General features: G+C 64.5%; 23 protein-coding genes. 7 read left to right on the top strand and 16 right to left on the bottom strand.

All coding sequences use genetic code 11. The features are described from left to right. Positions 1-39: 39 nt before the first annotated feature. A complete protein-coding gene (gene ssb / locus ACLI1C_RS09205; RefSeq protein ID WP_411396564.1) occupies positions 40-549 on the bottom strand; it encodes a single-stranded DNA-binding protein in 510 nt (169 codons plus the stop codon). A 255-nt stretch (positions 550-804) separates the two neighbouring features. On the opposite strand from ssb, the gene ACLI1C_RS09200 reads away from it, so the two are divergent. From ACLI1C_RS09200 to ACLI1C_RS09185, 4 genes are all read left to right on the top strand, one after another. After that, a complete protein-coding gene (locus tag ACLI1C_RS09200) occupies positions 805-1,449 on the top strand; it encodes a LysE family translocator (protein ID WP_411396563.1) in 645 nt (214 codons plus the stop codon). Between the two features lie 210 nt (positions 1,450-1,659). After that, entirely contained in the window at positions 1,660-4,557 is a 2,898-nt protein-coding gene (uvrA, locus tag ACLI1C_RS09195; protein WP_411396562.1) for an excinuclease ABC subunit UvrA, read from the top strand. Positions 4,558-4,801: 244 nt separating this feature from the next. Continuing rightward, the gene (locus ACLI1C_RS09190; RefSeq protein WP_411396561.1) at positions 4,802-4,954 is read left to right on the top strand and encodes a hypothetical protein; all 153 of its coding nucleotides are present in this window, start codon (positions 4,802-4,804) and stop codon (positions 4,952-4,954) included. Between the two features lie 200 nt (positions 4,955-5,154). Then, positions 5,155-5,304 carry a DUF1127 domain-containing protein gene (locus tag ACLI1C_RS09185; RefSeq protein ID WP_411396560.1) on the top strand — a complete coding sequence of 50 codons (150 nt, stop codon included), beginning with the start codon at positions 5,155-5,157 and terminating at the stop codon, positions 5,302-5,304. Between the two features lie 89 nt (positions 5,305-5,393). Here the strand turns inward: ACLI1C_RS09185 and ACLI1C_RS09180 are convergent, their stop codons facing one another. After that, positions 5,394-6,053: a glutathione S-transferase family protein gene (locus tag ACLI1C_RS09180; protein WP_411396559.1), complete on the bottom strand. Its 660-nt coding sequence runs from the start codon at positions 6,051-6,053 to the stop codon at positions 5,394-5,396. Positions 6,054-6,141: 88 nt separating this feature from the next. On the opposite strand from ACLI1C_RS09180, the gene trmFO reads away from it, so the two are divergent. Then, the gene (gene trmFO, locus ACLI1C_RS09175) at positions 6,142-7,527 is read left to right on the top strand and encodes a methylenetetrahydrofolate--tRNA-(uracil(54)-C(5))-methyltransferase (FADH(2)-oxidizing) TrmFO (RefSeq protein ID WP_411396558.1); all 1,386 of its coding nucleotides are present in this window, start codon (positions 6,142-6,144) and stop codon (positions 7,525-7,527) included. Next, positions 7,524-7,976 carry a YiiD C-terminal domain-containing protein gene (locus tag ACLI1C_RS09170; RefSeq protein ID WP_411396557.1) on the top strand — a complete coding sequence of 151 codons (453 nt, stop codon included), beginning with the start codon at positions 7,524-7,526 and terminating at the stop codon, positions 7,974-7,976. Before trmFO ends, ACLI1C_RS09170 begins: the two co-directional genes overlap by 4 nt. Here ACLI1C_RS09170 and ACLI1C_RS09165 read toward each other — a convergent pair. The 4 genes from ACLI1C_RS09165 to yajC all read right to left on the bottom strand — a co-directional run bounded on the left by ACLI1C_RS09165 (position 7,973) and on the right by yajC (position 12,175). Further along, entirely contained in the window at positions 7,973-8,818 is an 846-nt protein-coding gene (locus ACLI1C_RS09165) for a phytoene/squalene synthase family protein (protein WP_411396556.1), read from the bottom strand. The two genes, ACLI1C_RS09170 and ACLI1C_RS09165, sit on opposite strands and share 4 nt — an antisense overlap. After that, positions 8,819-9,211, bottom strand: a complete 393-nt coding sequence (locus ACLI1C_RS09160) for an Mth938-like domain-containing protein (protein WP_411396555.1) — start codon at positions 9,209-9,211, stop codon at positions 8,819-8,821. A 3-nt stretch (positions 9,212-9,214) separates the two neighbouring features. Continuing rightward, a complete protein-coding gene (gene secD, locus ACLI1C_RS09155; RefSeq protein WP_411396554.1) occupies positions 9,215-11,761 on the bottom strand; it encodes a protein translocase subunit SecD in 2,547 nt (848 codons plus the stop codon). A gap of 63 nt (positions 11,762-11,824) precedes the next feature. Beyond that, a complete protein-coding gene (yajC, locus tag ACLI1C_RS09150; RefSeq protein WP_411396553.1) occupies positions 11,825-12,175 on the bottom strand; it encodes a preprotein translocase subunit YajC in 351 nt (116 codons plus the stop codon). Positions 12,176-12,380: 205 nt separating this feature from the next. Here yajC and ACLI1C_RS09145 point away from each other — a divergent pair, with 205 nt between their 5' ends. After that, positions 12,381-13,259, top strand: a complete 879-nt coding sequence (locus tag ACLI1C_RS09145) for an ATP-binding protein (protein WP_411396552.1) — start codon at positions 12,381-12,383, stop codon at positions 13,257-13,259. 55 nt (positions 13,260-13,314) lie between these two features. Here ACLI1C_RS09145 and ACLI1C_RS09140 read toward each other — a convergent pair whose 3' ends face one another. From ACLI1C_RS09140 to ACLI1C_RS09095, 10 genes are all read right to left on the bottom strand, one after another. Further along, positions 13,315-14,418 (bottom strand): peptidoglycan DD-metalloendopeptidase family protein, encoded by a 1,104-nt coding sequence (locus ACLI1C_RS09140; RefSeq protein WP_411396551.1) that lies wholly within the window; start codon positions 14,416-14,418, stop codon positions 13,315-13,317. A gap of 359 nt (positions 14,419-14,777) precedes the next feature. Then, positions 14,778-15,545, bottom strand: coding sequence for a 5'/3'-nucleotidase SurE (gene surE, locus ACLI1C_RS09135; RefSeq protein WP_411396550.1), 768 nt, complete (start codon positions 15,543-15,545; stop codon positions 14,778-14,780). After that, positions 15,545-16,876 carry a serine--tRNA ligase gene (gene serS, locus ACLI1C_RS09130; RefSeq protein ID WP_411396549.1) on the bottom strand — a complete coding sequence of 444 codons (1,332 nt, stop codon included), beginning with the start codon at positions 16,874-16,876 and terminating at the stop codon, positions 15,545-15,547. The genes surE and serS overlap by 1 nt, the downstream gene beginning before the upstream one ends. Before the next feature lie 227 nt (positions 16,877-17,103). After that, complete coding sequence (tatC, locus tag ACLI1C_RS09125) at positions 17,104-17,922, bottom strand: twin-arginine translocase subunit TatC (RefSeq protein ID WP_411396548.1); 819 nt, start codon at positions 17,920-17,922, stop codon at positions 17,104-17,106. A 3-nt stretch (positions 17,923-17,925) separates the two neighbouring features. Then, entirely contained in the window at positions 17,926-18,660 is a 735-nt protein-coding gene (tatB, locus tag ACLI1C_RS09120) for a Sec-independent protein translocase protein TatB (RefSeq protein ID WP_411396547.1), read from the bottom strand. A gap of 44 nt (positions 18,661-18,704) precedes the next feature. Next, positions 18,705-18,914 carry a twin-arginine translocase TatA/TatE family subunit gene (tatA, locus tag ACLI1C_RS09115; protein WP_411396546.1) on the bottom strand — a complete coding sequence of 70 codons (210 nt, stop codon included), beginning with the start codon at positions 18,912-18,914 and terminating at the stop codon, positions 18,705-18,707. Positions 18,915-18,974: 60 nt separating this feature from the next. Next, entirely contained in the window at positions 18,975-20,072 is a 1,098-nt protein-coding gene (locus ACLI1C_RS09110) for an ABC transporter ATP-binding protein (protein ID WP_411396545.1), read from the bottom strand. After that, positions 20,072-20,725, bottom strand: coding sequence for an SMC-Scp complex subunit ScpB (gene scpB / locus ACLI1C_RS09105; protein ID WP_411396544.1), 654 nt, complete (start codon positions 20,723-20,725; stop codon positions 20,072-20,074). The genes ACLI1C_RS09110 and scpB overlap by 1 nt, the downstream gene beginning before the upstream one ends. Continuing rightward, positions 20,722-21,510 carry a segregation and condensation protein A gene (locus ACLI1C_RS09100; protein WP_411398281.1) on the bottom strand — a complete coding sequence of 263 codons (789 nt, stop codon included), beginning with the start codon at positions 21,508-21,510 and terminating at the stop codon, positions 20,722-20,724. The genes scpB and ACLI1C_RS09100 overlap by 4 nt, the downstream gene beginning before the upstream one ends. Positions 21,511-21,629: 119 nt before the next feature. Continuing rightward, positions 21,630-23,825 (bottom strand): SPOR domain-containing protein, encoded by a 2,196-nt coding sequence (locus tag ACLI1C_RS09095; RefSeq protein ID WP_411396543.1) that lies wholly within the window; start codon positions 23,823-23,825, stop codon positions 21,630-21,632. Between the last annotated feature and the right edge of the window lie 48 nt (positions 23,826-23,873).

Genomic DNA, 23,873 nt, shown 5'->3' with positions numbered 1-23,873 from the left:
TGAGCGCCCTCCCCCTCATGCGATACGTGTAAGAACGCCCTAGAACGGGATGTCGTCGTCCATGCCGCCTGGCTCGAAGGCCGGGGCATTGGCCTGCGGGCGACGGGCGCCGCCGCCGGCCGGGGCGTTGTCGCGTACGCCGCGGAAGCCGGTGTCGTTGCCGCCACCAAAGCCGCCGCCGGCACCTTCGCCCTCACCGCGGCCGTCGAGCAGCGTCAGGTTCGAATTGAAGCCCTGCAGCACGACTTCGGTCGAATACTTGTCAGCGCCGGACTGATCCTGCCACTTGCGGGTCTGCAACTGGCCCTCGAGATAGACCTTGCTGCCCTTGCGCAGATAGCTCTCGGCGACGCGGGCCAGGCCTTCCGAGAAGATCACCACACGGTGCCATTCAGTCTTTTCGCGGCGCTCGCCGGTATTCTTATCTTTCCAGTTCTCGGAGGTGGCGACACTGAGGTTGACCACCTTGCCGCCGCTGGGAAGGTTGCGCACTTCCGGATCCGCACCGAGATTGCCGACCAGGATCACCTTGTTGACACTGCCTGCCATCGTTCATTCCTTTCGATTCAGTCCCCGGCCGCAGCCGCGGGACGCTCACTTACATAGCGGCGGCATACTACTCCGCGGCGACGGTCCCCGCCCGTGCTTTGCCAAGTTGTGAACAGCTGTCTATTATGTTCCCTTTATGTTCCGTTTTGTGTTAGCCGTCAAGCGCGGCATTCCGGGCCTTTGCTCGGCCGCTGCTGACATGGCCTGTCAGCAGCCCTGCTCCAGATCAGCCGGCTTGTTTTCGACGGAATGGTCATGGACTACGCCCAGGCGCTCTGGATCTATCTCGTCCTGCTGTTCGGCATCATCGTGGTGCCGGGCATGGACATGTTTTTCGTCATCGCCAATGCGCTGACCGGCGGGCGCAAGGCGGGCTTTGCGGCGGTTGGCGGCATCATGGTGGGCGGCGCGGTGCATACGCTGTTCGGCGCACTTGCGGTCGGCGTGCTCACGCGGCTGCCCACGATGGTGTTCCAGGCAATGATCCTGGTCGGTGCGGCCTATATGGCCTGGATCGGCTATACGCTGCTGCGCAGCTCGATCACCGTGGAGGCCATCGGCAGCGCCAAGACGCGCTCGCATTGGGTGGCGTTTCGCCAGGGCATGGTCACCTGCCTGCTCAATCCCAAGGCCTATCTCTTCGTGCTGGCGGTGTTCCCGCAGTTCATGCGGCCTGAATATGGAACGATCTGGTCGCAGGCGCTGGTCATGGGGGTGATGACCGTGACCATGCAGTTCCTCATCTATGGCGCCCTGGCGCTGGCCGCCGGCAAGGGTCGTGATGCCCTGATCGGCAACCCGCAGGCGACGATCTGGATCGGTCGGGGCGCTGGCGCGTTGTTCGTCGCCGCAGCCCTGTTCACGGCCTGGCATGGAGTGACCCAGCATGTGGGCCCTTGACCGAATCTGGATTGTTCCGCTTATGTTCCAGGCAGCCAAAGGTGCTTTGGCAAGCCTTGAGGGACACGCTAAGGTGACCGCACAGCCGGGCGGCCATGCGCGGGGCCCGCTTGCGGCGGGGATGGACCGTGCCTATTTGTGTGCTCTCCCCGAAGCCCTATTCCGACTTTGCCGCCGGGCCGCCGATGGCGCACCGAGCCATGGACTGAAATGATGACGCCAAAGCCCAGCCAGAACCGTGAGATCATCGTACGCGGCGCCCGCGAACACAATCTCAAGGGGATCGATCTCAAACTGCCGCGCGACAGCCTCATCGTGATGACGGGCCTGTCCGGCTCGGGGAAATCGTCCCTCGCGTTCGACACCATCTATGCGGAAGGCCAGCGGCGCTATGTCGAGAGCCTCTCTGCCTATGCCCGGCAGTTCCTCGAAATGATGCAGAAGCCCGATGTGGAACACATCGAAGGGCTCTCCCCTGCCATTTCCATCGAGCAGAAGACCACGTCGCGCAACCCGCGCTCGACGGTTGGCACTGTCACCGAGATCTATGACTACCTGCGGCTGCTGTTCGCGCGCGTCGGCGTGCCCTATTCGCCGGCCACGGGCCTGCCCATCGAGAGCCAGACGGTCAGCCAGATGGTCGACAAGGTGCTGGAGCTACCGGAGGGCACAAGGCTCTTCCTGCTGGCGCCGATCGCGCGCGGCCGCAAGGGCGAATACAAGAAGGAACTGGCCGACCTGATGCGCAAGGGCTTCCAGCGCGTCAAGATCGACGGGGAATATCACGAGATCGAGGATGCACCGGTCCTCGACAAGAAATTCAAGCACGATATCGAAGTGGTGGTGGACCGCGTCGTGGTCGGACCCGACATTTCCGGCCGCCTGGCCGAAAGCTTCGAGACGGCGCTGAAGCTGGCCGACGGCATTGCGCTGGTGGAATATGCCGACGAGAAGAACGAGGACGGCAGCCCGCGCCAGGCCACCTTCTCGGAAAAATTCGCCTGCCCGGTTTCCGGCTTCACCATTGCCGAGATCGAGCCGCGCCTGTTCTCGTTCAACAACCCGTTCGGCGCCTGCCCGGTCTGCGATGGCCTGGGCACCGAGCAGAAGATCGACCGTGACCAGATCGTGCCGGATGTGACGCTGTCGGTACGCGACGGCGCCATCCTGCCCTGGAGCAAGACCAGCGCACCCTATTACCTGCAGACACTGCAAGCCGTGCTCAAGCACTATAATGCCTCGACCGGTACGGCCTGGAACGAGCTCAGCGACGAAGTGCAGGACGCAGTCCTGTACGGTACAGGCAAGACACCGATCAACTTCGTCTATGACGATGGCCTGCGCCAGTACAAGACCACCAAGCCCTTCGAGGGCGTCATCGGTAACCTTGAGCGTCGCTACAAGGAAACCGAAAGCGCCGGCATGCGCGAAGAGATTGAAAAGTATATGTCGGCCAAGCCCTGCATCGCCTGTGGCGGCTATCGCCTGAAGCCGGAATCGCTTGCCGTCAAGATCGACGGACTGCATGTCGGTCAGGTCACCGAGAAATCCATCCGCAGTGCGGCCGAATGGTTCGAGGCCCTGCCGGAAAAGTTCACGCCCAACCAGAAGCTGATCGGCGAGCGCATCCTCAAGGAAATCCGCGAGCGGCTGAATTTCCTCATCGATGTCGGGCTCGACTACCTGACCATGGCGCGCAATTCGGGCACGTTGTCGGGCGGCGAAAGCCAGCGTATCCGTCTCGCCAGCCAGATCGGCTCGGGCCTGACGGGTGTGCTCTACGTGCTCGACGAGCCGAGTATCGGCCTGCACCAGCGCGACAATGCGCGTCTGCTCGAGACGCTGCAGCGGCTGCGCGACATCGGCAATACGGTGATCGTGGTCGAGCATGACGAAGACGCAATCATGACGGCCGACTATGTCGTCGATATCGGGCCCGGGGCGGGTGTGCATGGCGGCCATATCGTGGCCGAGGGAACGCCACAGGACATCCTCAACCACCCCGACTCGCTGACCGGCAAATATCTGTCCGGCCGCCTGGGCATTGCCATGCCGGCCGAGCGCCGCCAGGGCAAGACCGGCAAGACCCTGAGCGTCAAGGGCGCCACCGGAAACAACCTCAAGAATGTCTCGGTGGATGTGCCGCTGGGGCTGTTCGTTGCCATTACCGGCGTGTCCGGCGGCGGCAAGTCGACGCTGATGATCGACACCATGTATCAGGCCATTGCGCGCCGGCTGAATGGCGCGCGCGTGGTCCCTGCCCCGCATGACAGCCTGACGGGGCTAGAATTCCTCGACAAGGTCATCGATATCGACCAGTCGCCGATCGGGCGCACGCCGCGATCCAATCCGGCCACCTATACCGGGGCCTTCACCCCGCTGCGCGAGTGGTTCTCCGGCCTGCCGGAAGCCAAGGCGCGCGGCTATGGACCGGGACGCTTCAGCTTTAACGTCAAAGGCGGGCGCTGCGAGAAGTGCCAGGGCGATGGCGTGCTCAAGATCGAGATGCACTTCCTGCCCGACGTCTACGTCACCTGCGACGTCTGCAAGGGCAAGCGCTACAATCGCGAGACGCTTGAAGTGCAGTTTAAGGGCAAGTCGATTTCCGACATCCTGGACATGACCATTGACGAAGGCGTCGAGTTCTTCTCTGCCGTGCCGGTGATCCGCGACAAGTTCGCGACGCTGCAGCGGGTGGGGCTGGGCTATGTGAAGGTCGGGCAACCTGCCAATACGCTCTCGGGTGGCGAGGCGCAGCGCGTCAAGCTGTCCAAGGAGCTCAGCAAGCGCGCCACCGGCCGCACGCTCTACATGCTGGACGAGCCGACCACGGGCCTGCATTTCCACGACGTGGCCAAGCTGCTCGACGTGCTGCATGAACTGGTCGAGGGCGGCAATACGGTAATCGTCATCGAGCACAATCTCGAAGTCATCAAGACCGCGGACTGGGTTATCGACCTCGGTCCTGAGGGTGGCGATGGCGGCGGCGAGATCGTGGCCATTGGTACGCCGGAAGACGTCGCGGCCAATCCGCGCTCCTATACCGGCCAATTCCTCAAGGAAGTCATGGCGCGACGCCCGCAGGTTGCCACCAAAGCGGCGGAGTAAAATCCGCCGGCGGGCTGCGACAAATACGCCAACCAGATGCCGGTGTGCCTGCAGCAAGTAATACTGCAGGCAGAAAGCACTGTTCCAAGCCCCGCTATTCGCTGGGCTTTTGGCCATATGCGACGATAGCGCGAAAATGCCATGCGTCCTGCGCATAATGCGGTTGACGCTTGCGGCATGGTGAAGTCCGCCAAATCACCCCATGTTCGCGCCGTCGCTAAATATCCCTGAAGGGAGTAGGACGATGTTCGTTCGTGCCGTGTGGCGCCTCAAGCGCCTGGTCGATATCAAGCAGACTTTGCGGGAGATGGATGTTCCCTCGACCCGTGACGCCGACCTGCTGGGGCTTACCGGCCCCGACTTCTCCAAGATGACGCGGTCGCTGTTCGACCGTTGAGCGTAATGCCATCGCCCGGGTTCAGTCGGCCGCCAGATGACCAACTGGCGGCCTTTGCTTTGGCAGCAAGCCTTAACCGAAGATGAACCATACAGGCCGAAGCCCTGCATCAGACGCATAACCCATTTGATCAATCTCCCACTGCTCATCTGGGAAGCACTGCCCTAAATATAAGCTCGTAAACGAAAGGAGACTACCAAATGGACATCCGCAAGACTTTCAAGAAGTGGGCCGCATACCAGCAGACCGTTCGTGAGCTCGCCGCTCTCGACAATCGTCAGCTCAACGACCTGGGCATTTCGCGCACTGACATCAATCGCATTGCCCGCGATCATGCCAGCCTCGTCTAAGATTTACTGCTCAGACGCCTGCGTCCCAGTAAACCGAACAGCCGCTTCTCTCTGAGATGCGGCTGTTATGCTTTTTGGCCCCCTGCCAATCAGAAGGCTAGTTTGCCGACCAGCTCGGCATAACTGACCATGACCACCTTGCGGAACGCTTCGCGCTGCTGCAGCCGCAAGTACCAGTTCTCGACTCCTGGCATTGCCGGCCGGTCGATCTCCATGGTGAACCAGCGATAAAGCGCCACGCCGGCTGCGATATCGGCATAGCTCAGCGCATCCCCCGCCAGAAAATCCCGTTCAGCCAGATTGGCGTCCAGCAGCCGCAGCGCCGCGACCGTCCGGGCATGGGCGGCGGCGATGGCCTTGGCATCCCGCTGCTCGGGAGGCGTGCGCACAAGGAGCCAGAACACCGATATCCAGGCGGGTTGGAAAGTGGTGGCGGTCCAGTCTGCCCACTGATCGACAATGGCCCGCTGGCGGGGATCGTCGCGCCAAAGGGTTTCTTGCCCGTAAGTTGCCGCCAGGTAGCGCAGGGTGGCGTGGCTTTCCCACACCGTCAAATCGCCATCCTGCAAGGTCGGGACCAGGCCATTTGGATTCAGTGCGCGATAGGCCGGATCATCGAGACCGCCATAGGAGCCGCCCACCTGACGGTGCTCATAAGGCAGGCCAAGTTCTTCCAGGGCCCAGAGCGTTTTCTGCACATTGGCAGAACTGGCACGGCCCCATAGCGTCAGATTTCGACTCAACGACATGTCCCCAATCCCGGCCGCCATGCTAACGGCCGGCCGCCGGACTGCAAGACTGGTTGCACCGCGGGGCGGCGCTTGCTATCTGCCCGCCATGTCCACATCAGAACCTATTCACATCATCGGCGGCGGCCTCGCCGGCTCGGAAGCCGCATGGCAGGCGGCGGAAGCCGGCGCCACCGTCATCGTGCATGAAATGCGCGGCGTGCGCGGCACCGACGCGCACAGCACCGACAGCTTTGCCGAGTTGGTCTGCTCCAACAGCTTTCGCTCCGACGACCACGAGCAGAATGCCGTCGGCCTGCTGCATGAGGAAATGCGGCGCCGCAATTCGCTGATCATGCGTGCAGCCGACGAGCACAAGCTGCCGGCTGGCGGCGCGCTCGCGGTGGATCGGCACGGCTTTTCCGACGCAGTGACCCGCGCGATCCACAACCATCCCAAGATTACGGTGATCCGCGAGGAAATCGCCGGCTGGCCGCCGGAAGACTGGCGCAATGTGATCATTGCCAGCGGGCCGTTGACCTCCCCTGCCCTGGCCGATGCCATCCTGGTCAAGACCGGCGAGGATGCGCTGGCCTTTTTCGACGCCATCGCGCCGATCGTCCACAAAGACAGCATCAACATGGACATTGTCTGGGCGCAGTCGCGCTATGACAAGGCAGGCCCGGGCGGCACGGGCGCCGACTATCTCAACTGCCCAATGGATAAGGAACAGTACCTGGCCTTTGTGGAGGCGCTCAAGGTGGCGCCGCTGCACGAGTTCAAGGACTGGGAAAAGGTCCCCTATTTCGACGGCTGCCTGCCCATCGAGGTGATGGCCGAGCGGGGCGTCGAAACCCTGCGCCACGGGCCGATGAAGCCGGTGGGCCTCACCAACCCGCGCAACCCGACGGTCAAGTGCTATGCCATCGTGCAGCTGCGGCAGGACAATGCCCTGGGCACGCTGTGGAACATGGTCGGCTTCCAGACCAAGATGCGCTATGGCATCCAGGCCGATATCTTCCGCATGATCCCGGGATTGGAGAATGCGCAGTTCGCCCGGCTGGGCGGGTTGCATCGCAATACCTTCCTCAATTCGCCGAAGGTGTTGGGGCCGGACCTTAAACTCAAGGCTGATCCCCGGATTCGCTTTGCCGGCCAAGTGACGGGCGTCGAGGGCTATGTGGAGAGTGCCGCGGTCGGCCTGATCACCGGGCGTCTCGCAGCAGCGGAGGCGCGCGGGGAGACAATGGCGACGCCACCGAACACCACGGCGCTGGGCGCGCTGGTGGCCCATATCACCGGCGGCCACATTGAATCCGAAAGCTATAGCGGAGCACGCAGCTTCCAGCCGATGAATGTCAATTTCGGCCTGTTTCCGCCTGTCACCATCGTCAAGCCGGAGGGCGCTGGCCGCTGGCGGGGCAATGACAAGACCATAGCCAAGCGCAAGGCGATCACGTCGCGGGCGCTGGAGGATCTGCAGGCCTGGGCATGACCGCAGCGGAACTCGAAACCTACCTGCATGACCATATTCCGCTGTCGCGGGCCATGGTGGTGCATGTGGTTTCGGTGGCCGATGACCGGATCGTGCTTGGCGCGCCGCTGGCGCCCAATATCAACCACCGGGACACGGTGTTTGGCGGCAGCGCCGCGGCGGTGGCGACGCTGGCCGCCTGGTCGCTGCTGCATCTGCGGCTGACGGCAGCAGGCCTGCCCAGCCGCGTGGTGATCCAGAGCAGCAGCATGGACTATCTGGCGCCGATGGCCGCCGATTTCATCGCCTCGGCGGTGCTGGACCCGGGGGCGGACTGGGATGGCTTTGTTCGCATGCTGGCGCGCCGGGGCCGGGCACGGATCGCGCTCCAGGCCGAGCTGACTTGTGAGGGGCAGACGGCTGGCCGGTTCCGGGGCGAGTTTGTCGCCTTCGGCAAGGATCGCCTCTAGCGGTTGCGCCACGTCCACCAGGCGAGCCGGGCAATCTTGCGCCAGTCGGCATCGTCGGGCACCGGGGCAAAGAGGCTGGACTGCCGGCGATTCAGGGCGGCGAGCTGGGCCTTCACAAGGGCAACACTGGCAAAGGCCGGCTTGAGGCGGCCGGGCAAGGCGGCGATGGCCCGTTCGGCCTTGGCCAGGTGCTCAGCGGCCATGTCGGCTATCTGGCCCAGGGCCTCCGACAGGCCCTCGCTCTCGGTGCCGGCAAAGATCTCGCCCTCGCGCACGCCATTGGCCTGGAAAACCGACCACGGGAGCATGATGCGTCCCTGGGCCGAAACGTGGCCGAAGGCACGCAAATGGCCGATCATGGCATGGGCGACGCCGAGATGGCCGGCAGCATCACCGGTTTCGATGGTCTCGCCATCGTTCAGGATCATGGCCGCCAGCTGATAGAGCGTTGAGACCGTCTCGCCGGCATAGCCCTCAAAGCTCTCAAGGTCGGGCATGGGATCGTCGTAGAGGTCAAAGCGCCGCGCGCCGATCAGGCGCAGCAAGGTGCCAGCGGGGATCTCGTAGCGCGCCATGGTGTCGAGCAAAGCGTCAGCGACGGGGTTCTGCCGCACCGCGCCATGGCCTTCCCCCTCAAGCGCATCGCTCCACCATTGCAGGCGGATTTCGCCCGGCGCCGGATCGGAGACGCGTTCGCGAATCGAGGCCACATCAGCATTGAAGGCATAGAGCGCGATGACGGCATCACGGTGCGCGCCGGTCAGGACCAAGGTCGACAAATAGCGGTCGCGGTCCCCCTGACGCAGCGCCTCGGCGGCATGGGCGAAGCTGGCCTCGGCCATCTAGCGCACCTTGTCGACGGCGATCAGCGCTGCGGCCACTGCGCGCTCCTCGGCCAGCAGGACATTGTAGGTGCGGATGGCGCTGCCGGTATTGATGGCCTCGACAATGACGCGCCGTTCCCGCAGCGCCTCGCGCAATTCGCGCGGGATGGCGGCGATGTCGGGACCCACGCCGATCAGCAGCACATCGATGTCATCGGCAACGGCAAAAACCGGCGCTAGTGATTCCATCGTGATCTCTGCGGGCACGGTGACCGGCCAGGCAAACATGCCGGTCGGCAGGCACAGCAGGGAGCCGCGATGGGACATGCCGGCAAAGCGGAAGCCGCCATTGCCATAGGCATCGATGCCTGCCTGCTCCGGATAGTGCCCGTCGCTGCCGAGATCACTCACCGGTCACACTGCCGGGCTGTCAACCGAACCGGTAGGAGTCGCCTTCTGGTCGCCGCGCTCCTTGAGGCCGAGATTGACCAGGATCGGCGCGGCGATGAAGATCGACGAATAGGTGCCAATCAGCACGCCGAAGATCATCGACAGCACGAAGCTCTGGATGATCTCACCACCGAATACCGCCAGGGCCAGAAGCGCCAGCAGCGTGGTCGGCCCGGTCAGAACCGTGCGCGAGAGCGTGGAGTTGATGGCGCGGTTAAGCAGATCGACAACCGGCACCTTGCGGTATTTGCCCATGAATTCGCGGACGCGGTCATAGACCACCACGGTATCGTTGAGCGAGTAGCCCACAATGGTGAGGATGGCCGCGATACTGGACTGGTTGAACTCTATGCCGGTGACCGCGAAGAATCCGAGCGTCATGATGACGTCGTGCAGGGTCGAGACGACCGCGCCGACGGCAAACTGCCATTCGAAGCGGAACCACAGGTAGATGAGGATGGCGAGGATGGCCAGGCTCAGACCGATGGTGCTCGACCAGGCGAGTTCGGACGACACGGTGCCGCTGACGGCCTCGGTGCGGCGGATCTCGTAGTTTTCGGCGGCCAGGGCTTCACGCACCTGTTCGACGGCGGCCTGCTGCGCCTCCGGGCCGCCCTCCTGCAGCTCGATGCGGATCAGCACGTCTTCGGGCGTGCCGAAGCCCTGGACCTGGACGTCGCCCAGATTGAGTTCACTCAGCGCGCTACGGATCAGACCCGTATCGGCCGGGCCACCCTGATGCTGGACCTCGATCGAGGTGCCGCCCTTGAAGTCGATGCCCAGATTGAGGCCGTGGATACCGAACCAGCCGATGGATGCGAGCGACAGTACGATCGAGGCCACGATCGCGATCTTGCGCCAGCTCATGAAGGGAATGGTGGTGTCGTCCGGCACCAGCCGCATGAGCTGCACCTTGAGCGTCTTGGGGCGGACCCAGTCGTACCAGCGGGTGACGATCATCAGGGTGACGAAATAGGCCGTGAACAGCGTGGTGATGATACCGATGGCCAGCGTGACCGCGAAGCCCTGTACCGGGCCTGAGCCCAGGAAGAACAGCACGACCGCCGCGATGAAGGTGGTGACGTTCGAATCCAGGATGGCGCTCATGGCGTTGCTGAAGCCGGACTGGATGGACTGGATGTTGGACCGCCCGGCGGCTTTCTCCTCGCGGATACGCTCGAAGATCAGCACGTTGGCGTCCACCGCCATGCCCATGGTCAGCACGATGCCGGCAATGCCCGGCAGGGTCAGCGTGGCGCCCAGCAATGACAGCGTGCCGATGACCATGCCGACATTGAGAATGAGGGCGATATTGGCGAAGACACCGAAGGTGCCATAGGCAATGAGCATGAAGAGGACGGTGCTGATGCCGCCGATGACGCCGGCCGTAACACCGCCGCGAACGCTGTCCGCGCCCAGGCTGGGGCCGACGGAACGCTCTTCGACGATGTCGAGCGTGGCCGGCAGCGCGCCGGCGCGCAGCAGCACGGCCAGGTCGTTGGCGCTGGCGGTGGTGAAGCTGCCGCTGATCTGACCCGAGCCACCGGTGATCGGCTGCTGGATGACCGGCGCCGTGATGACCTGGTTGTCGAGCACGATGGCGAAGCGCTGGCCGACATTGGCGGCCGTGATCTGGCCGAAAGTGATGGCGCCGCGGGTGTCGAAGCGGAAGCTCACGACGGGCATGGCACGCTGCTGGTCGTAGCTGGGCTGCGCATCGACCAGCGACTCGCCGCCAATGGCGACGTCTTCATAGAGCAGTTCCGAACCGCCATCCTGGCTGGGGACGATCATGGTGCCGGCCGGCAGGCCCTGGGCCTCGGCCTGCGTGGCGGTCATGCCGGGATAGACCATGTGGAAGGTCAGGCGCGCCGTCTGCGAAATGATGGCCTTGAGCCGGTCGGAATCCTCAAAGCCCGGCACCTGCACCAGAACGCGTGTGTCGCCCTGGCGCTGGATGGTGGGCTCGGTTGTGCCCAGCTCATCGATACGGCTGCGGATGACCTCGATGGACTGTGCCACCAGCGAACTCATGCGCTGGGAGATGCCATCTTCCGTCAGGGTGATGGTCAGCTTGCCGTCGGCGGCTTCACCGAACGAAAGCTCGTTGACGCCAATGCCGGCGAAGAGAGAGTCGCTGAGTGTATTCTGCAGCGTCTCGATAGCGGTCTGTGCCGCGGCCTTCTGCGCCGGGTCGGTGAGTTCGATGGCAATGGAGGCACTGGCCTCATCGGTGGTGATCAGGTTGCCAATGCCGTTGTCGCTGGCCAGGACATTGCGCGCATCGCGACGCAGGTCGCGCAGGCGCTCGGTCACAATGCCTTCGCGGTCCACCTCGAGCAGCAGGTGGGAACCACCCTGCAGATCGAGCCCCAGCACCATGGTCTGCTTGGGCAGCCAATCGGGGAGACTATCCACAAAATCCTTCGGCAGAAAATTCGGCGAGGCAAACAGCAGGCCGAACAGGGTCACGAGAAGGACGAGCGTGGTGCGAAGGGGCGAGAACTTCATTTAGGGTATCCTGAAAACAAGAACCGGCGCCCATGGGCGCCGGCAGCATGCGGAGCGCTGCAATCAAGCAGGCTTGTTGTCGTTCACCGGCTCTGCCTTGGAGCGCACATCCGCCACCATGCCGCGCACCAGCTTCACCTTGACGCCCGTGGCGATCTCGACCTCGAGATCTTCGCCATCGACAGCCTTGGTCACCTTGCCGACGATGCCGCCGGTGGTCACGACCGTGTCACCGCGACGGATGGCAGCCAGCATGGCCTGCTGGGCCTTCAGGCGCTTCTGCTGCGGGCGGAAGATGAGGAACCAGAAGATCACCACCAGCAGAAGGATCGGCATCAGCTGGATGAAGATGTCGGTCATGCCACCTGCGGGGGCGGCACCGGCTGCCTGGGCATAAGCGGGCGTTACAAACATAAGGCGAGGCTCCTATCGTTTCTTCTTGGCTTGTGGAGGGCGGCGCCAGAGACCAGCATCAACGTTGCGACGCTACTGGACGCATATGGGGCTCGTTGCACTTGCAGCCCGGACAAAATCGGGCGGACTATACATTTGGCCCCTAGCGATTGCAAAGGCATTCCGGGGCTGCAATTTGCCGCGCCGAGCATGAGGACGAACCACCTTGAAGAGCAAAGACTACCTCGCCGAAATCGCCGCCTCACTGGGGCAGATTGCCCGTTCGCTCGACGCCCTGGCGCCCTCTGGCGCGGACGCCGACGGGGGGCTGGGCACGGCGGACGCCTATCACTGGGACGGCGATGCCGGGCAATTGATGGCGGTGCCCAAGGTAAGCCGCGTGGCACTGAGCATGCTCAAGGGAATCGATGCCGTGCAGGACATCCTGCTGCGCAATACGGAGCAGTTCGCCCGCGGCCATGGCGCCAATAATGCGCTGCTATGGGGCGCGCGCGGCATGGGCAAGAGTTCGCTGGTCAAGGCAATCCATGGCGACATCATTGCCCGGCGGGATGAGGGCTTCCACCGGCTGGTGCTGATCGAGATCGCGCGGGAGGATCTGGAGACCCTCCCTGCCCTGATGCGGCGGATCGGCGGAGAAGACGCTCGCTTCATCGTGTTCTGCGACGATCTCAGCTTCGACAATGGCGAGACCAGTTACAAGTCGCTCAAGACCATTCTCGACGGCGGGCTTGAGGGCCGGCCGGAAAATGTCCTGTTCTACGCCACGTCCAACCGGCGCCATCTGATGCCGCGCGACATGATCGAGAACGAACGCTCGACCGCAATCAATCCCGGCGAGGCCGTAGAAGAGAAGGTGTCGCTGTCAGATCGCTTCGGGCTGTGGCTGGGCTTTCACAATTGCGACCAGCCGACCTTTCTCACCATGGTTCGCGCCTATGCCGACCATTACGGGCTGGACCTGGACGACGAGACCCTCAGGGCGCGGGCCATTGAATGGTCGGCGACACGCGGGGCCCGTTCGGGCCGTGTGGCCATCCAGCTGGTGCGGACGCTGGCTGGCGAGATGGGCAAGCCGCTGTAGAAAGCAAAACCCCCGCTTTCGCGGGGGTCTTTTTTTGGATTTGCGAGGGGCTGGATCAACTTGCCAGCAGCGGCAGCGGATCAACCGGGGTAGCACCCTTGCGGAGTTCGAAATGCAGCTGCGGCTTGGTCACCGAGCCGGTCATGCCGGCGGCGCCGATCGTGTCGCCGCGGCCGACCACGGCGCCCTTGGCGACGTTCATCGACTGCAGGTGGGCATAGGCCGAGACGTAGCCATTGGGATGGCGGATGAGCACGAGGTTGCCATAACCTTCAACGCCCGAGCCGACATAGATCACCGTGCCGTTCTCGGCTGCCTTGACTGCGGAGCCTTCGGGCACCTCGATATTGATGCCGGTGCCCTTGGACGAGGCAAAATCGACCAGGACGCGGCCGCTGGCGGGCCAGCGGAACTTGTCGCTACCCGACATTGCGGGCTCGGCGGCTGGCACGCTGGCCACCTGGACCGGCGCAGGCTGGGCCGGAGCGGCGGTGGCTGCAGGTGCTGCGGCGGCAGGCGTGGTGGCGGCCTGGAGCGTATTGGGTGCGGCGGCAAGGGTCTGCTGCGCCGGAGCGGGCGCGGCCATTGGCGTAGTGCTGGCGACCTGGGTGGCAGCCGGCGCCTTGGTGGCGAGCAGGTCGGCGCGACCAGGAATGATCACCTTCTGGCCGACGACGATCTTGTCGGGCGAGGAGAGATTGTTGGCCTGCACGAGAGCCTGGGTGGTGACTTCATAGCGGCGGGCGATCGTATAGAGCGACTCGCCGCTGGCGATGGTGTGGGTGAAGCCGCTCGTGGCGGCACCCGAGGCGGCCGGCGTCGCCGAAGCGAGCGATGGCACCGAGCTGTTGGTGGGCAGGCTGCCGAGAACGGCGGGAGACGGCATCGGGGCCGAAGCGATTGAGGGCTGGGCTTGCATGGCGGGCAGGGATCCCTGGGAAGACGGGTTACGCAGTACTGGAAGGTCTTGGGACTGGACGGAAGGAGCGGCACTGGCCGTGCCAACCGGCGCCATTGGCGCGGTATATCCGGCCTGGACCGACGGGTTCCAGGCAGGCTGGGCTGTGGGCTGGCTGTTCCAGCTGCCACCAACATTGGCGGGAGGCAGGAACTGGCTCTCTGCCGTCATGGCCTGCGGCGCGCCGAGGCTGGAGGGCATGGGCTGGCTGTAGCTTTGGGGAGCACTCTGGGGGAGCGAGCCAGTGGTCGTCGGATCGCCGAACGTCCGGCTACCGAGACTGGAACACCCAGACAGTGCTACGGCGGTGGCGACCAGGCCAACCATCGCAATGGCACCTTTGGGCGCCCGACGGGATAGGCGGATACTCATCAGCTATACTCGTACGCAGGTACTCAACACAAATTTGAGACTAGGCCGGTAAGGTAAAGACGAGTTTAAAGCCGATGCGATTTGAGCAAAATCGTCAGGGGCAGATTCCGGGTTGAGTAAGGTTAAGACACGGAGGGCCCATAATTCTCCCCGCCGGCGGGCCAGCGCAGGACGGGTCTAGACCTATCTCAGAGCAGCAGGGTACCGCGCAGGCGCTCGACCACCATGGTGTCGGTCTGTTGCAGCAGCATGGGGGTGACGGTCACATAGCCATCCTGACGCATGACCTCGAAATCGGCCCCCCGGTCGAGCGGCTTGGGCGTATCGGGGATGGCGATGAAGAACTTGCCGGCATTGTCGCTGGGATAATAGCGGAAGGGCGAGCGCGAGAAACGCTGGTGCGGCACCACGGCTATGCCCTTGGTTGTATCGGGGTCGCAAAAGGGAAAATTGACGTTGTAATAGTGCTCGCGCCCCTGGGCGGCCGCAATGATGGCGCGTGCAACGGCGACACCATGCCGGACGGAATTGGACCAGTTCACGTCGCGGCCATGCTCGTAGTTGATACCCTGGCTCATGGCGATGCCGATGGCGCCCTGCAGCGCACCTTCGCGGGCGCCGGCAGCCGTGCCCGAACAGTTGATGATATCGCCCAGATTCTGCCCGGCATTCACGCCGGACAGCACCACATCGGCGGGCCGGTCGCCCAACAGGTGGGTCATGCCGGCGACGACGCAGTCGGCGGGGGAACCGCCGACTACGGCAAAGGTGCGCTCGCTGTGCCGCTCGAACTGCAGTTCGCGGCCCAGGGTGAAGCGGTGCCCTGCCCCCGACTGGTTGCCATCGGGCGCGACGATCCAGACGTCGTCGCTCAGCGCGCTGGCAATGTCGGCCATGATGGCGATGCCAGGCGCATCCACACCATCGTCATTGGTGATGAGGATGCGCAGGCCCATCAACGACCACCGATCGACTTGAGGCCGCCCATATAGGGCTGCAGCACCTCGGGCACGAGGACGGAGCCGTCTTCCTGCTGGTAGTTTTCCATCACGGCGATCAGGCAGCGGCCGACAGCAGTGCCGGACCCATTCAGGGTGTGCACGAAGCGGGGCGCCTGTTTCTCACCGGATGGGCGATAGCGCGCATCCATGCGGCGGGCCTGGAAATCGCCGCAGACCGAGACCGAGGAAATCTCGCGATAGGTATCCTGGCCGGGAAGCCAGACTTCGAGGTCATAGGTCTTCTTGGCGCCGAAGCCGATATCGCCGGTGCAGAGGTTCATGACGCGGTAATGCAGGCCCAGGCGCTGCAGCACGGTCTCGGCGCAGGCCAGCATGCGCTCATGCTCGTCCACCGAGGTCTCGGGCGTGGTGATGGACACCATCTCGACCTTGTTGAACTGATGCTGGCGCAGCATGCCGCGGGTGTCGCGACCGGCCGAGCCGGCCTCGGAACGGAAGCATGGGGTGAGGGCGGTCAGGCGGAGCGGAAGCTCTTCCTCCGACAGGATCGATTCCCGCACGAAGTTGGTGAGCGGAACCTCGGCCGTGGGGATGAGGGCCAGCCGGCCTTCGCCATGCGGCGTGAAGAACAGGTCTTCCTCGAACTTTGGCAGCTGGTTGGTGCCGAACAGGGCATCGTCCTTCACCAGCAGCGGCGGCTGGACCTCGGTATAGCCGTTTTCATTGGTGTGCAGGTCCAGCATGAACTGGCCCAGCGCGCGTTCGAGGCGGGCCACCTGCCCTTTCAGCACAACGAAGCGGCTGCCGGAGAGTTTGGCGGCGATCTCGAAGTCCATGTCGCCACGCGCGGCAACATCGATCTCGTAATGCTCCTTCGGAGCGAACGAGAAGCTGGGCTTGGGCGCGCGGGCCTTGGCGGCGGTGGCAGCCGAGCCATTGGGGCCGAAATACTCGACATTGCCGCTCTCGTCGGCGCCGTCGGGCACGTCTTCGAACACCAGGTTTGGAATGACCGAGAGGGCATTGCGCAGCTCGAGCTCGATGGCACGCTCGTCGGCTTCGCCCTGCGGGATGGATTCCTTGAGGCGGGCGACTTCGGCCATCAGCTCGGCGGCCCTGGCTTCGTCTTTCTGCGCCTTGGCCTGGCCGATCTGCTTGGACAGCGCATTGCGCTTTTCCTGGGCGTCGTTGAGCTTGGCAATGATCTCGCGCCGACGGTCATCGATGGCAAGCAGATCGGCGGAGCGAACGGAGACGCCCTTGCGCCGCGAAACGGCGGCATCGAAGGCTTCGGCGTTGGCTCTGATCCACTTGATATCGAACATCGGTTGCTACGGGTCGCTGCCCGCCTCTGGTTGATTGCGCTAGCTTGTCTAAGGTCGATGGCGGAACGCCGCAATCCCAAACCCACCGGGTCATGCCGGCGAAGACCGGAATCGAGGCCCGTTGCGCTCACCCGGCAGCCTCATCCTGAGCCTGTCGAAGGACGACGCGTGGCACTGCAGCACGACCTCGTGGCTCGACAAGCTCACCATGAGGTCTGCTTGTCAGTCTATTCGGATGATGAGCGGGCGAGCTCGGCTTCCTGCGCGGCCAAGGCGGCTGCGCGGCGCTTTTCGATCATCCGCACGGAAATGATCGAGAGTTCGTAGAGCAGGTACATGGGCAGGGCCAGGCCGATCTGGGAGATCGGGTCGGGCGGTGTGATGAAGGCGGCAAAGATCAGGATGCCGACAATGGCGTAACGGCGCCCCTTCTTGAGCAGGTCGACATGCACAAGGTCGATCTGGGCCAGCAGCGTCAGGATGACGGGGAGCTGGAAACAGATGCCGAAGGCCAGGATGAGCAGCATGGCCAGGCCAAGATATTCGCTGACGCTGGTCAGCATCTCGATGTCGACCGTCTGCATGCTGGCGAAAAAGCTCAGCGCCATCGGCAGGACGACGAAATAGACCAGGGCGGCACCTGCCACGAAGAAGATCGGGGTCGCGACGAGATAGGGCACGAAGGCCTTGCGCTCGTGCTTGTAGAGGCCAGGCGCCACAAACATGTAGATCTGGGCGGCGATCATTGGGAAGCCGAGGAAGATGGCGCCGAACAGCGCCACGTTCAGGTAGGTGAAGAACAGCTCCTGCGGCGCCGTAAAGATCAAGTTCGCGCCGGGGACCGAGCGCTTGTAGGGGATCAACAGCCAATCATAGATCGTGCTGGCAAAGATGAAGCAGAAGGCCATGAGCACGACGATGGTGACCGCCGAATAGATCAGGCGCTTGCGCAGCTCGACCAGGTGTTCGAGCAGTGGCGCTTCGCTGCCGGCGAGTTCATCCTCGGGCGCTTTGCTCTTGTCTTCGATCTGCTTGGCGTCGGCCATGGTCTATTCGTTCCCGGCTTTCGCGGTTGCGGTCTTGCGTGGCTGGCGCGCACGCGGCGTCTTGGTGGCCGGCGAATCCGCCGGTTCGGTGGGCAGCGTCGGTACGGGCTTTTCGGCCACGACCTTGGGCGTGCGCGGCTTGCGGGCGGGCTTGGCGACCGGCTGCGTCTCGGCAGGCGCCGGAACAGCCTCGATCGGGGCAAGCTCGGCGGTGACGACCGGACGCGTGGGGGCAGCCTTGGCCGCCTTGACCGGCGCCTTCTTGACCGGGACCTTGGCAGGAGCGGGTGCCGGCTTGGCGGCCTTGACCGTGGTCGGCGCCGGACCGGCCGGCTTGAAGCCGGATTCGGCGGCGATCTGGTCGGCCGTCTTGGGCAGCGTCTTGGGCGCCGTCATGCCGGCCTTGGCCTTGATCTCGTCAACCACGCTTTCCGCATTGGGATCGCTCGGCTTGATGACGCCACTCGGCTTTGGGCCGGTGGGCGTCATGGCGTTGAATTCCTTGCGGATTTCGTCGGAGGTCTTCTTGAGCGGAGCGGTGATCGAGTTGCGCAGGTTGCGCACCTCGTCCAGCCCGGTCGTCTTGTTGATCTCGCGCTGGAACTCACTGCCCATGCGCCTGATCTGCCCGGCAACCTTGCCGATGCGGTTCATCACCACCGGCAAGTCTTTCGGCCCGATGACGATCAGCGCGATAACGCCGATCACCAGCATCTCTGTCCAGCCCAAGCCGAGCATAGTCCTATTCCTTCAAAGCAGCAGCAAGGCCGGAAGATACGTCCTCAGACGTCCTTCTTCTCCGGCTCACGGACTTCGGCATCGGCCGTGGTCGCGACGCGCTCCACCGGCTTGTCGTCGTCCTTCATGCCCTTCTGGAAGGCTTTGATACCCGAGGCGACTTCACCCATCATGCCGGAAATCTTGCCGCGACCAAACAGCAGGATGACGACGACGGCGACAACGAGAATGCCCCAAATTCCTGGCGCGTGCATTTTGATCTCCCTAATATTCTTCAGAACGCGTTACACGCGAAAGATAGGCCAGAAATAGGTTCAATCGCGTGCAAACACAAGAACGTGTTCCGGATTGAGCGTCACGAAGACATCTTGTCCCACGCTCAGACCTGCATCGGAGGGCTGGCGGATGCCCAGAGGCTGATCGAGCCCCTCGACGCTCACCTCGCAGATGTCGATGCCGATGGCGTCGCGCTTGCCCACGATGCGGCCCGGCGTCCCCGGTCCCTCGATGGCCATGCGGGCCCCGCCCGCCGGCCGGATAGCCACGGTCACCTTTGTTCCCTCCGCAAGGCCCGGTGTCGCCACCATGCCCAGGGGCGTCCGCGCCCCGCCGCCGGACACCACGCTCTCGACTTCGCTGAGCGGGGAGAAGAAGCGGGCGGCGCTCAGATCGATCGGCTGGCGGTAGATTTCCGCAGCCGTGCCGATCTGGGCGATACGGCCGTGGCGGAGCAAGGCCACGCGATCGCCGAGCACCATGGCCTCTTCGGGGTCGTGCGTGACGATCAGGCTCGTAACATGGGTCTCGCGCAGCACGGCTAGGGTTTCCTCCCGCACGGTCTCGCGCAGGCGGGCATCGAGGCTGGAGAATGGCTCATCGAGCAGCAGCACGCCGGGGCGCGGGGCGACGCTGCGCGCCAGGGCCAGGCGCTGTTGCTGCCCGCCCGAGAGCATGTGCGGATAATCGTCTTCGCGGTCGGCCAGCCCCACACGACGCAGGGCGGCGCGCGCCTGACCCAGGGCTGCCTCGCGACCGAGCCTGCGCAGGCCGAACAGCACGTTCTGCAGCACGGTCAGGTGCGGAAACAGCGCAAAGTCCTGGAACATCAGGCCGATGCCGCGACGATCGGGCGGCGTGTTGATGCCGGGCGCGGAGACGGTGGTGCCATTGATGCGCACCGCGCCGCCATGCACCGGCTGGATGCCGGCGGCGACACGGAGGGCGGTCGACTTGCCCGAGCCCGACTCGCCGAGCAGGCAGACGATCTCGCCGGGCTTGAGGGTCAGGCTGAAGTGGTCGAGCACCACCCTGCCCCCAAGCTTGACCTCGACTTCATCGAATTCGAGCGTCGCCGCGAAGCTGACGCCGGCCGTGCCGCGCAAGCCCCAGCCGGCGCTGGATGTATCAGTCATCAGTCCTGGTCCTCGTCAGTGCCGAGGTCATCGGGCTCAAGCGGATCTTCGTCGTCGCGCAGGGCGCCATCGAAGGGCAGCGGAATCTGCATGTCGGGCGGCAGGCGGCCCGACAGCAGGCCGGACCCCTTGAGTTCGTCGAGCCCCGGCAGGTCGCTGAGGCTTTCGAGCCCGAAATGGTCGAGAAACGCCTCGGTCGTTCCATAGGTCACCGGGCGGCCCGGGGTCCGGCGACGGCCGCGCATCCGGATCCAGCCCGCTTCCATCAGGAGATCGATCGTACCCTTGCCGGTGGCGACGCCGCGCACTTCCTCGATCTCGGCACGGGTGGAGGGCTGGTGATAGGCAATGATGGAGAGCGTTTCGAGCGCGGCGCGCGAGAGCGGGCGGGTCTCCTGCTCCTCGCGGCGCAGCAGGAAGCCCAGGTCTTCGGCGGTCCGGAAGGCCCATTTGTCGCCGCGCTGCACCAGATTGACGCCGCGGTCGGCATAGCGCTGCTGCAGGGTGGCGAGCAAGTCGCCGACGCGCACTCCCTCGCCCAGATAGGTCAGCAGCTGGTTGGCCGATAGCGGCTCGGATGAGGCGAACAGCAGGGCCTCCAGAATCCGCAGGTGGCGTTCGGCGACCTCGCCATGCTCGTCACGATCGGTCACTGCTGGTCGCCCTTGCGGCGGCGCATGAAGAGCGGACCAAAGGTTTCGGTCTGGCGGATGTCGATCTGGCCCTGCCGGACCAGTTCGAGGCTCGAGGCAAAGCTTGAGGCACGGATGGTGGCGCGTTCGCTCGGGGTGGCGAGATATTCAGCAAGATAGAGATCCATCGGGATCCAGTCGAAACTGTCGCCGATCAGGCGCTGGAGGATGTCGCGCGCATCCTGCAGCGACCAGACCGTGCGTTGAATGGGCGAGTAATCCGTGGAAATGCCCCGCTCGCGCTGGCCGGCATAGGCCTTGAGCAGATCGTAGAGCGAAGCCTCCCAGAGGCTGCTGCGATTGACCTCGATCGGCTCGGGCATGCCGCGGGCATAGACCTGGAAGCCCAGCCGGGGCCGGTTCATCAACTGGCTGGCGGCGCGGCGCATGGCCTCCAGACGCTTCAGCCGGAACTGCAGCATGGCCGCCAGCATCTCACCGGTAGGCTCGTCGTCCGATGGCGCCTGGGGCACCATGAGCCGGCTTTTGAGATAGGTCAGCCAGGCCGCCATCACCAGGTAGTCGGCAGCGACCTCGATGCGCTTCTCGCGCACGGTTTCGATGAAGACGAGATATTGTTCGGCCAGGGCCAGTATGGAAATGGCGGCCAGATCGACCTTCTGGCGCCGGGCCAGATCGAGCAGCAGGTCGAGCGGCCCCTCGTAGCCATCAACATCCACATACATGACGTCATCGGCCGCGGGCTGCACGGGCGTGTCAAACCAGTCGGTCTGGGCAGTCGTCATGAAATCAGCGCCGCACTGCAGGAACGTCGCGCCATCCTTGGCCGCTGGGTCGCGACGCGTCAAGCGCAGAGCCGAGGGGAATGGCGATGTGCACCGGTCGCTTGCGGACCGATGCTTACTTACATGGTGAAGCAGTCGCCGCCCGCAGCCTTGACGTTGGTGCAGATGGAGTTGGCTTCCTGCAGGGAATTGGCCGGCACACGCACGCGGTAATAGATGCCCCGCTCGCCCAGATCGACGCGCTGCACTTCGAGATTGGCGCCACCAAAGAGCGGGCCAAACCGCGTCACCATGGCCTGGGCCGAGGCACGGGCGTCCGCTTCGCTGCGCTGGGAGGCAAGCTGCACATAGGCTGGCGCGTCGTTGGGCAAGGCGTCGACCTCGATGGCCTGCGGCAGGGCGGCAGGCGCAGTGGATGCCGTTGCAGCCGCGGGCGCAGCTGCGGCCGCAGCAGGCGCAGTCACGCTGCCGAGCGTGTTATTGGCGGGCGGTGGCGGCAGGACATTGCCGCCAGAGGCTGGCGGACTGATGACGGCATTGACCGGCGAAGTCGGCGCAGCCGCGGAAATGCCCGGACCAGACAGGCCAGCCGGCCGGGTCATCGGAATCACAGCCGTCTTGCCGGCCAGAGGATTGCCGGCGGCATCGACGGCCGGAACCGTGGCACCCGGCGTTACCGGCGTGACCGCTGGCTCGGGGGTCACCGTTGCCTCGGGGACAGCGGGCGCAACGGCAGCTGCCTCGGGCTCGACGCTGGCCTGAAGTTCTGGGCTGGCAGTGGCAGCGCCGGGGACAGCAGGCACATTCGGGCGATCAACCGGTAGGATGGTGCTGCCTGCGACGCTGTCATCGCCGCTGACGATCGTGCCATCCGGACGCACCGTCACAGTCCGCACCTTGCGGTTGGCCAGGCCCTCTTCGCTCAAGTCGGTCGCTGCGGGGATCTGGGTGACCTCGTTGACGTCGGCCTGATCGCGCGAGACCAGCTGTTCTTCCGCACCGGGAACAACGCCGTCGATTTCGTTGAAGACCACAGATTGCTGTGCGGCGGTGGCCTCGGGTTGGGCGGCCGGAGTTTCCTTGACCGGGCTGGCATCTGCCGTGAGCAGCGGCGCCGGACCGGGCTCGCTGCCCAGCCCAAGCACCCAGTAGAGGCCAAAGCCAGCCGCCAGCAGCAGCGTAATCGCCACCAGGGGACCGGCGAAGGCCCGGGTCATGCCGATGCCACGGGGGCCCCGACGGCGGGGTGCGGCGGCAGTTTCAGTTTCCGCTTCGGGGGCATCGACCCAGCCGATCTGCACGCCGGTGGCCTCAGCGGCGGCCAGAATGGCCTCGTCCGCGCCGGAAAGTGCGCGGGGCGACTGTCCTGCGCTATCGGAGGGAACCAGAATGGTCGGCGTCGCAAGGCTGCGCAGTGCGGGGCTGGGTGCGGGACGTTCGGCCGCAGGAGACGGCGGCGCTGATCGATCGAGTTCAACCCGCATGGCACTGCCGATGAGGCTCTCGATCTCGTCGATCGGATCGCGGCCCATGCCGTCGTCGTCCGTTGCGGGCGCAGTATTGGTCGAGACGGCCGGCGTGGGCTGCTGCCAGGCGAAGGCTGAAGTCGACGAACTCGCGGTGGGAATCGTCACAGCCGGGCTGGTGCTGACCGTCCGGTCGATGGTGGAGGCCGGCTGCGACGCGAGGCCGAAGACCGGAGCGACCTTGAAACGATCCTGCTCAGGGCTTGCCGGGGGCTGCAGGTTGGGCTGGCGCAATGCACCGTCGGGCGTGCCCGTGCTCACGGACGGGGCAGAAACAGATGGTGCAGCCGGGCGCGGACTTGCTGCCATGGCGGGCGCAGGAGCTGGCTCGGGCGGCGTTTCAAGCACCGGCTGTTCCGCCGACAACTCGGCAGCGATCAGGTCGGCAATGCTGTCGTGATCAGCCGGAGCGTCGGAGATGTCTGGCTTGACGTCGGCCGGGGCTGAAGCCGCAGATGTTGCCTCGACGGACGACGGTTTTGCGGCATTGAGGTCAAAATCGAAATGGAAGGGCTCGGGGGCTTCCGGGATCGCGGCGGAACGGGGCACCGGCGAGGATGCTGCAACGACAGGTGCATCGCCGGAAGCGGCGGAAGAGCGCTCGAAGTCAAAGCGGGGCGCCGGCGCGACGGGGGCGTCGCCACCAGGGATGCGAACGGGCACGACAGGGCGAGACGCCTGCGCCGGACGATCGCCCTGCGCGTCCTGCGCCATGAGCTTTGCCAGTTCAGCGATCAGATCATCAGAGGCGTCGGATTGTCCGGCCATCGGCTGCGGTTTCGCTGTCATCAAGCAGCGCCCTCTCGGTTACGACTACGGTGCCCAAGCAAGAGCATT

The sequence above is a fragment of the Devosia sp. XGJD_8 genome, assembly GCF_046614475.1.
GTDB lineage: Bacteria > Pseudomonadota > Alphaproteobacteria > Rhizobiales > Devosiaceae > Devosia.
The sequence above is the reverse complement of the archived record's forward strand: the minus strand, read 5'-3'. Positions and strand labels throughout refer to the sequence as shown.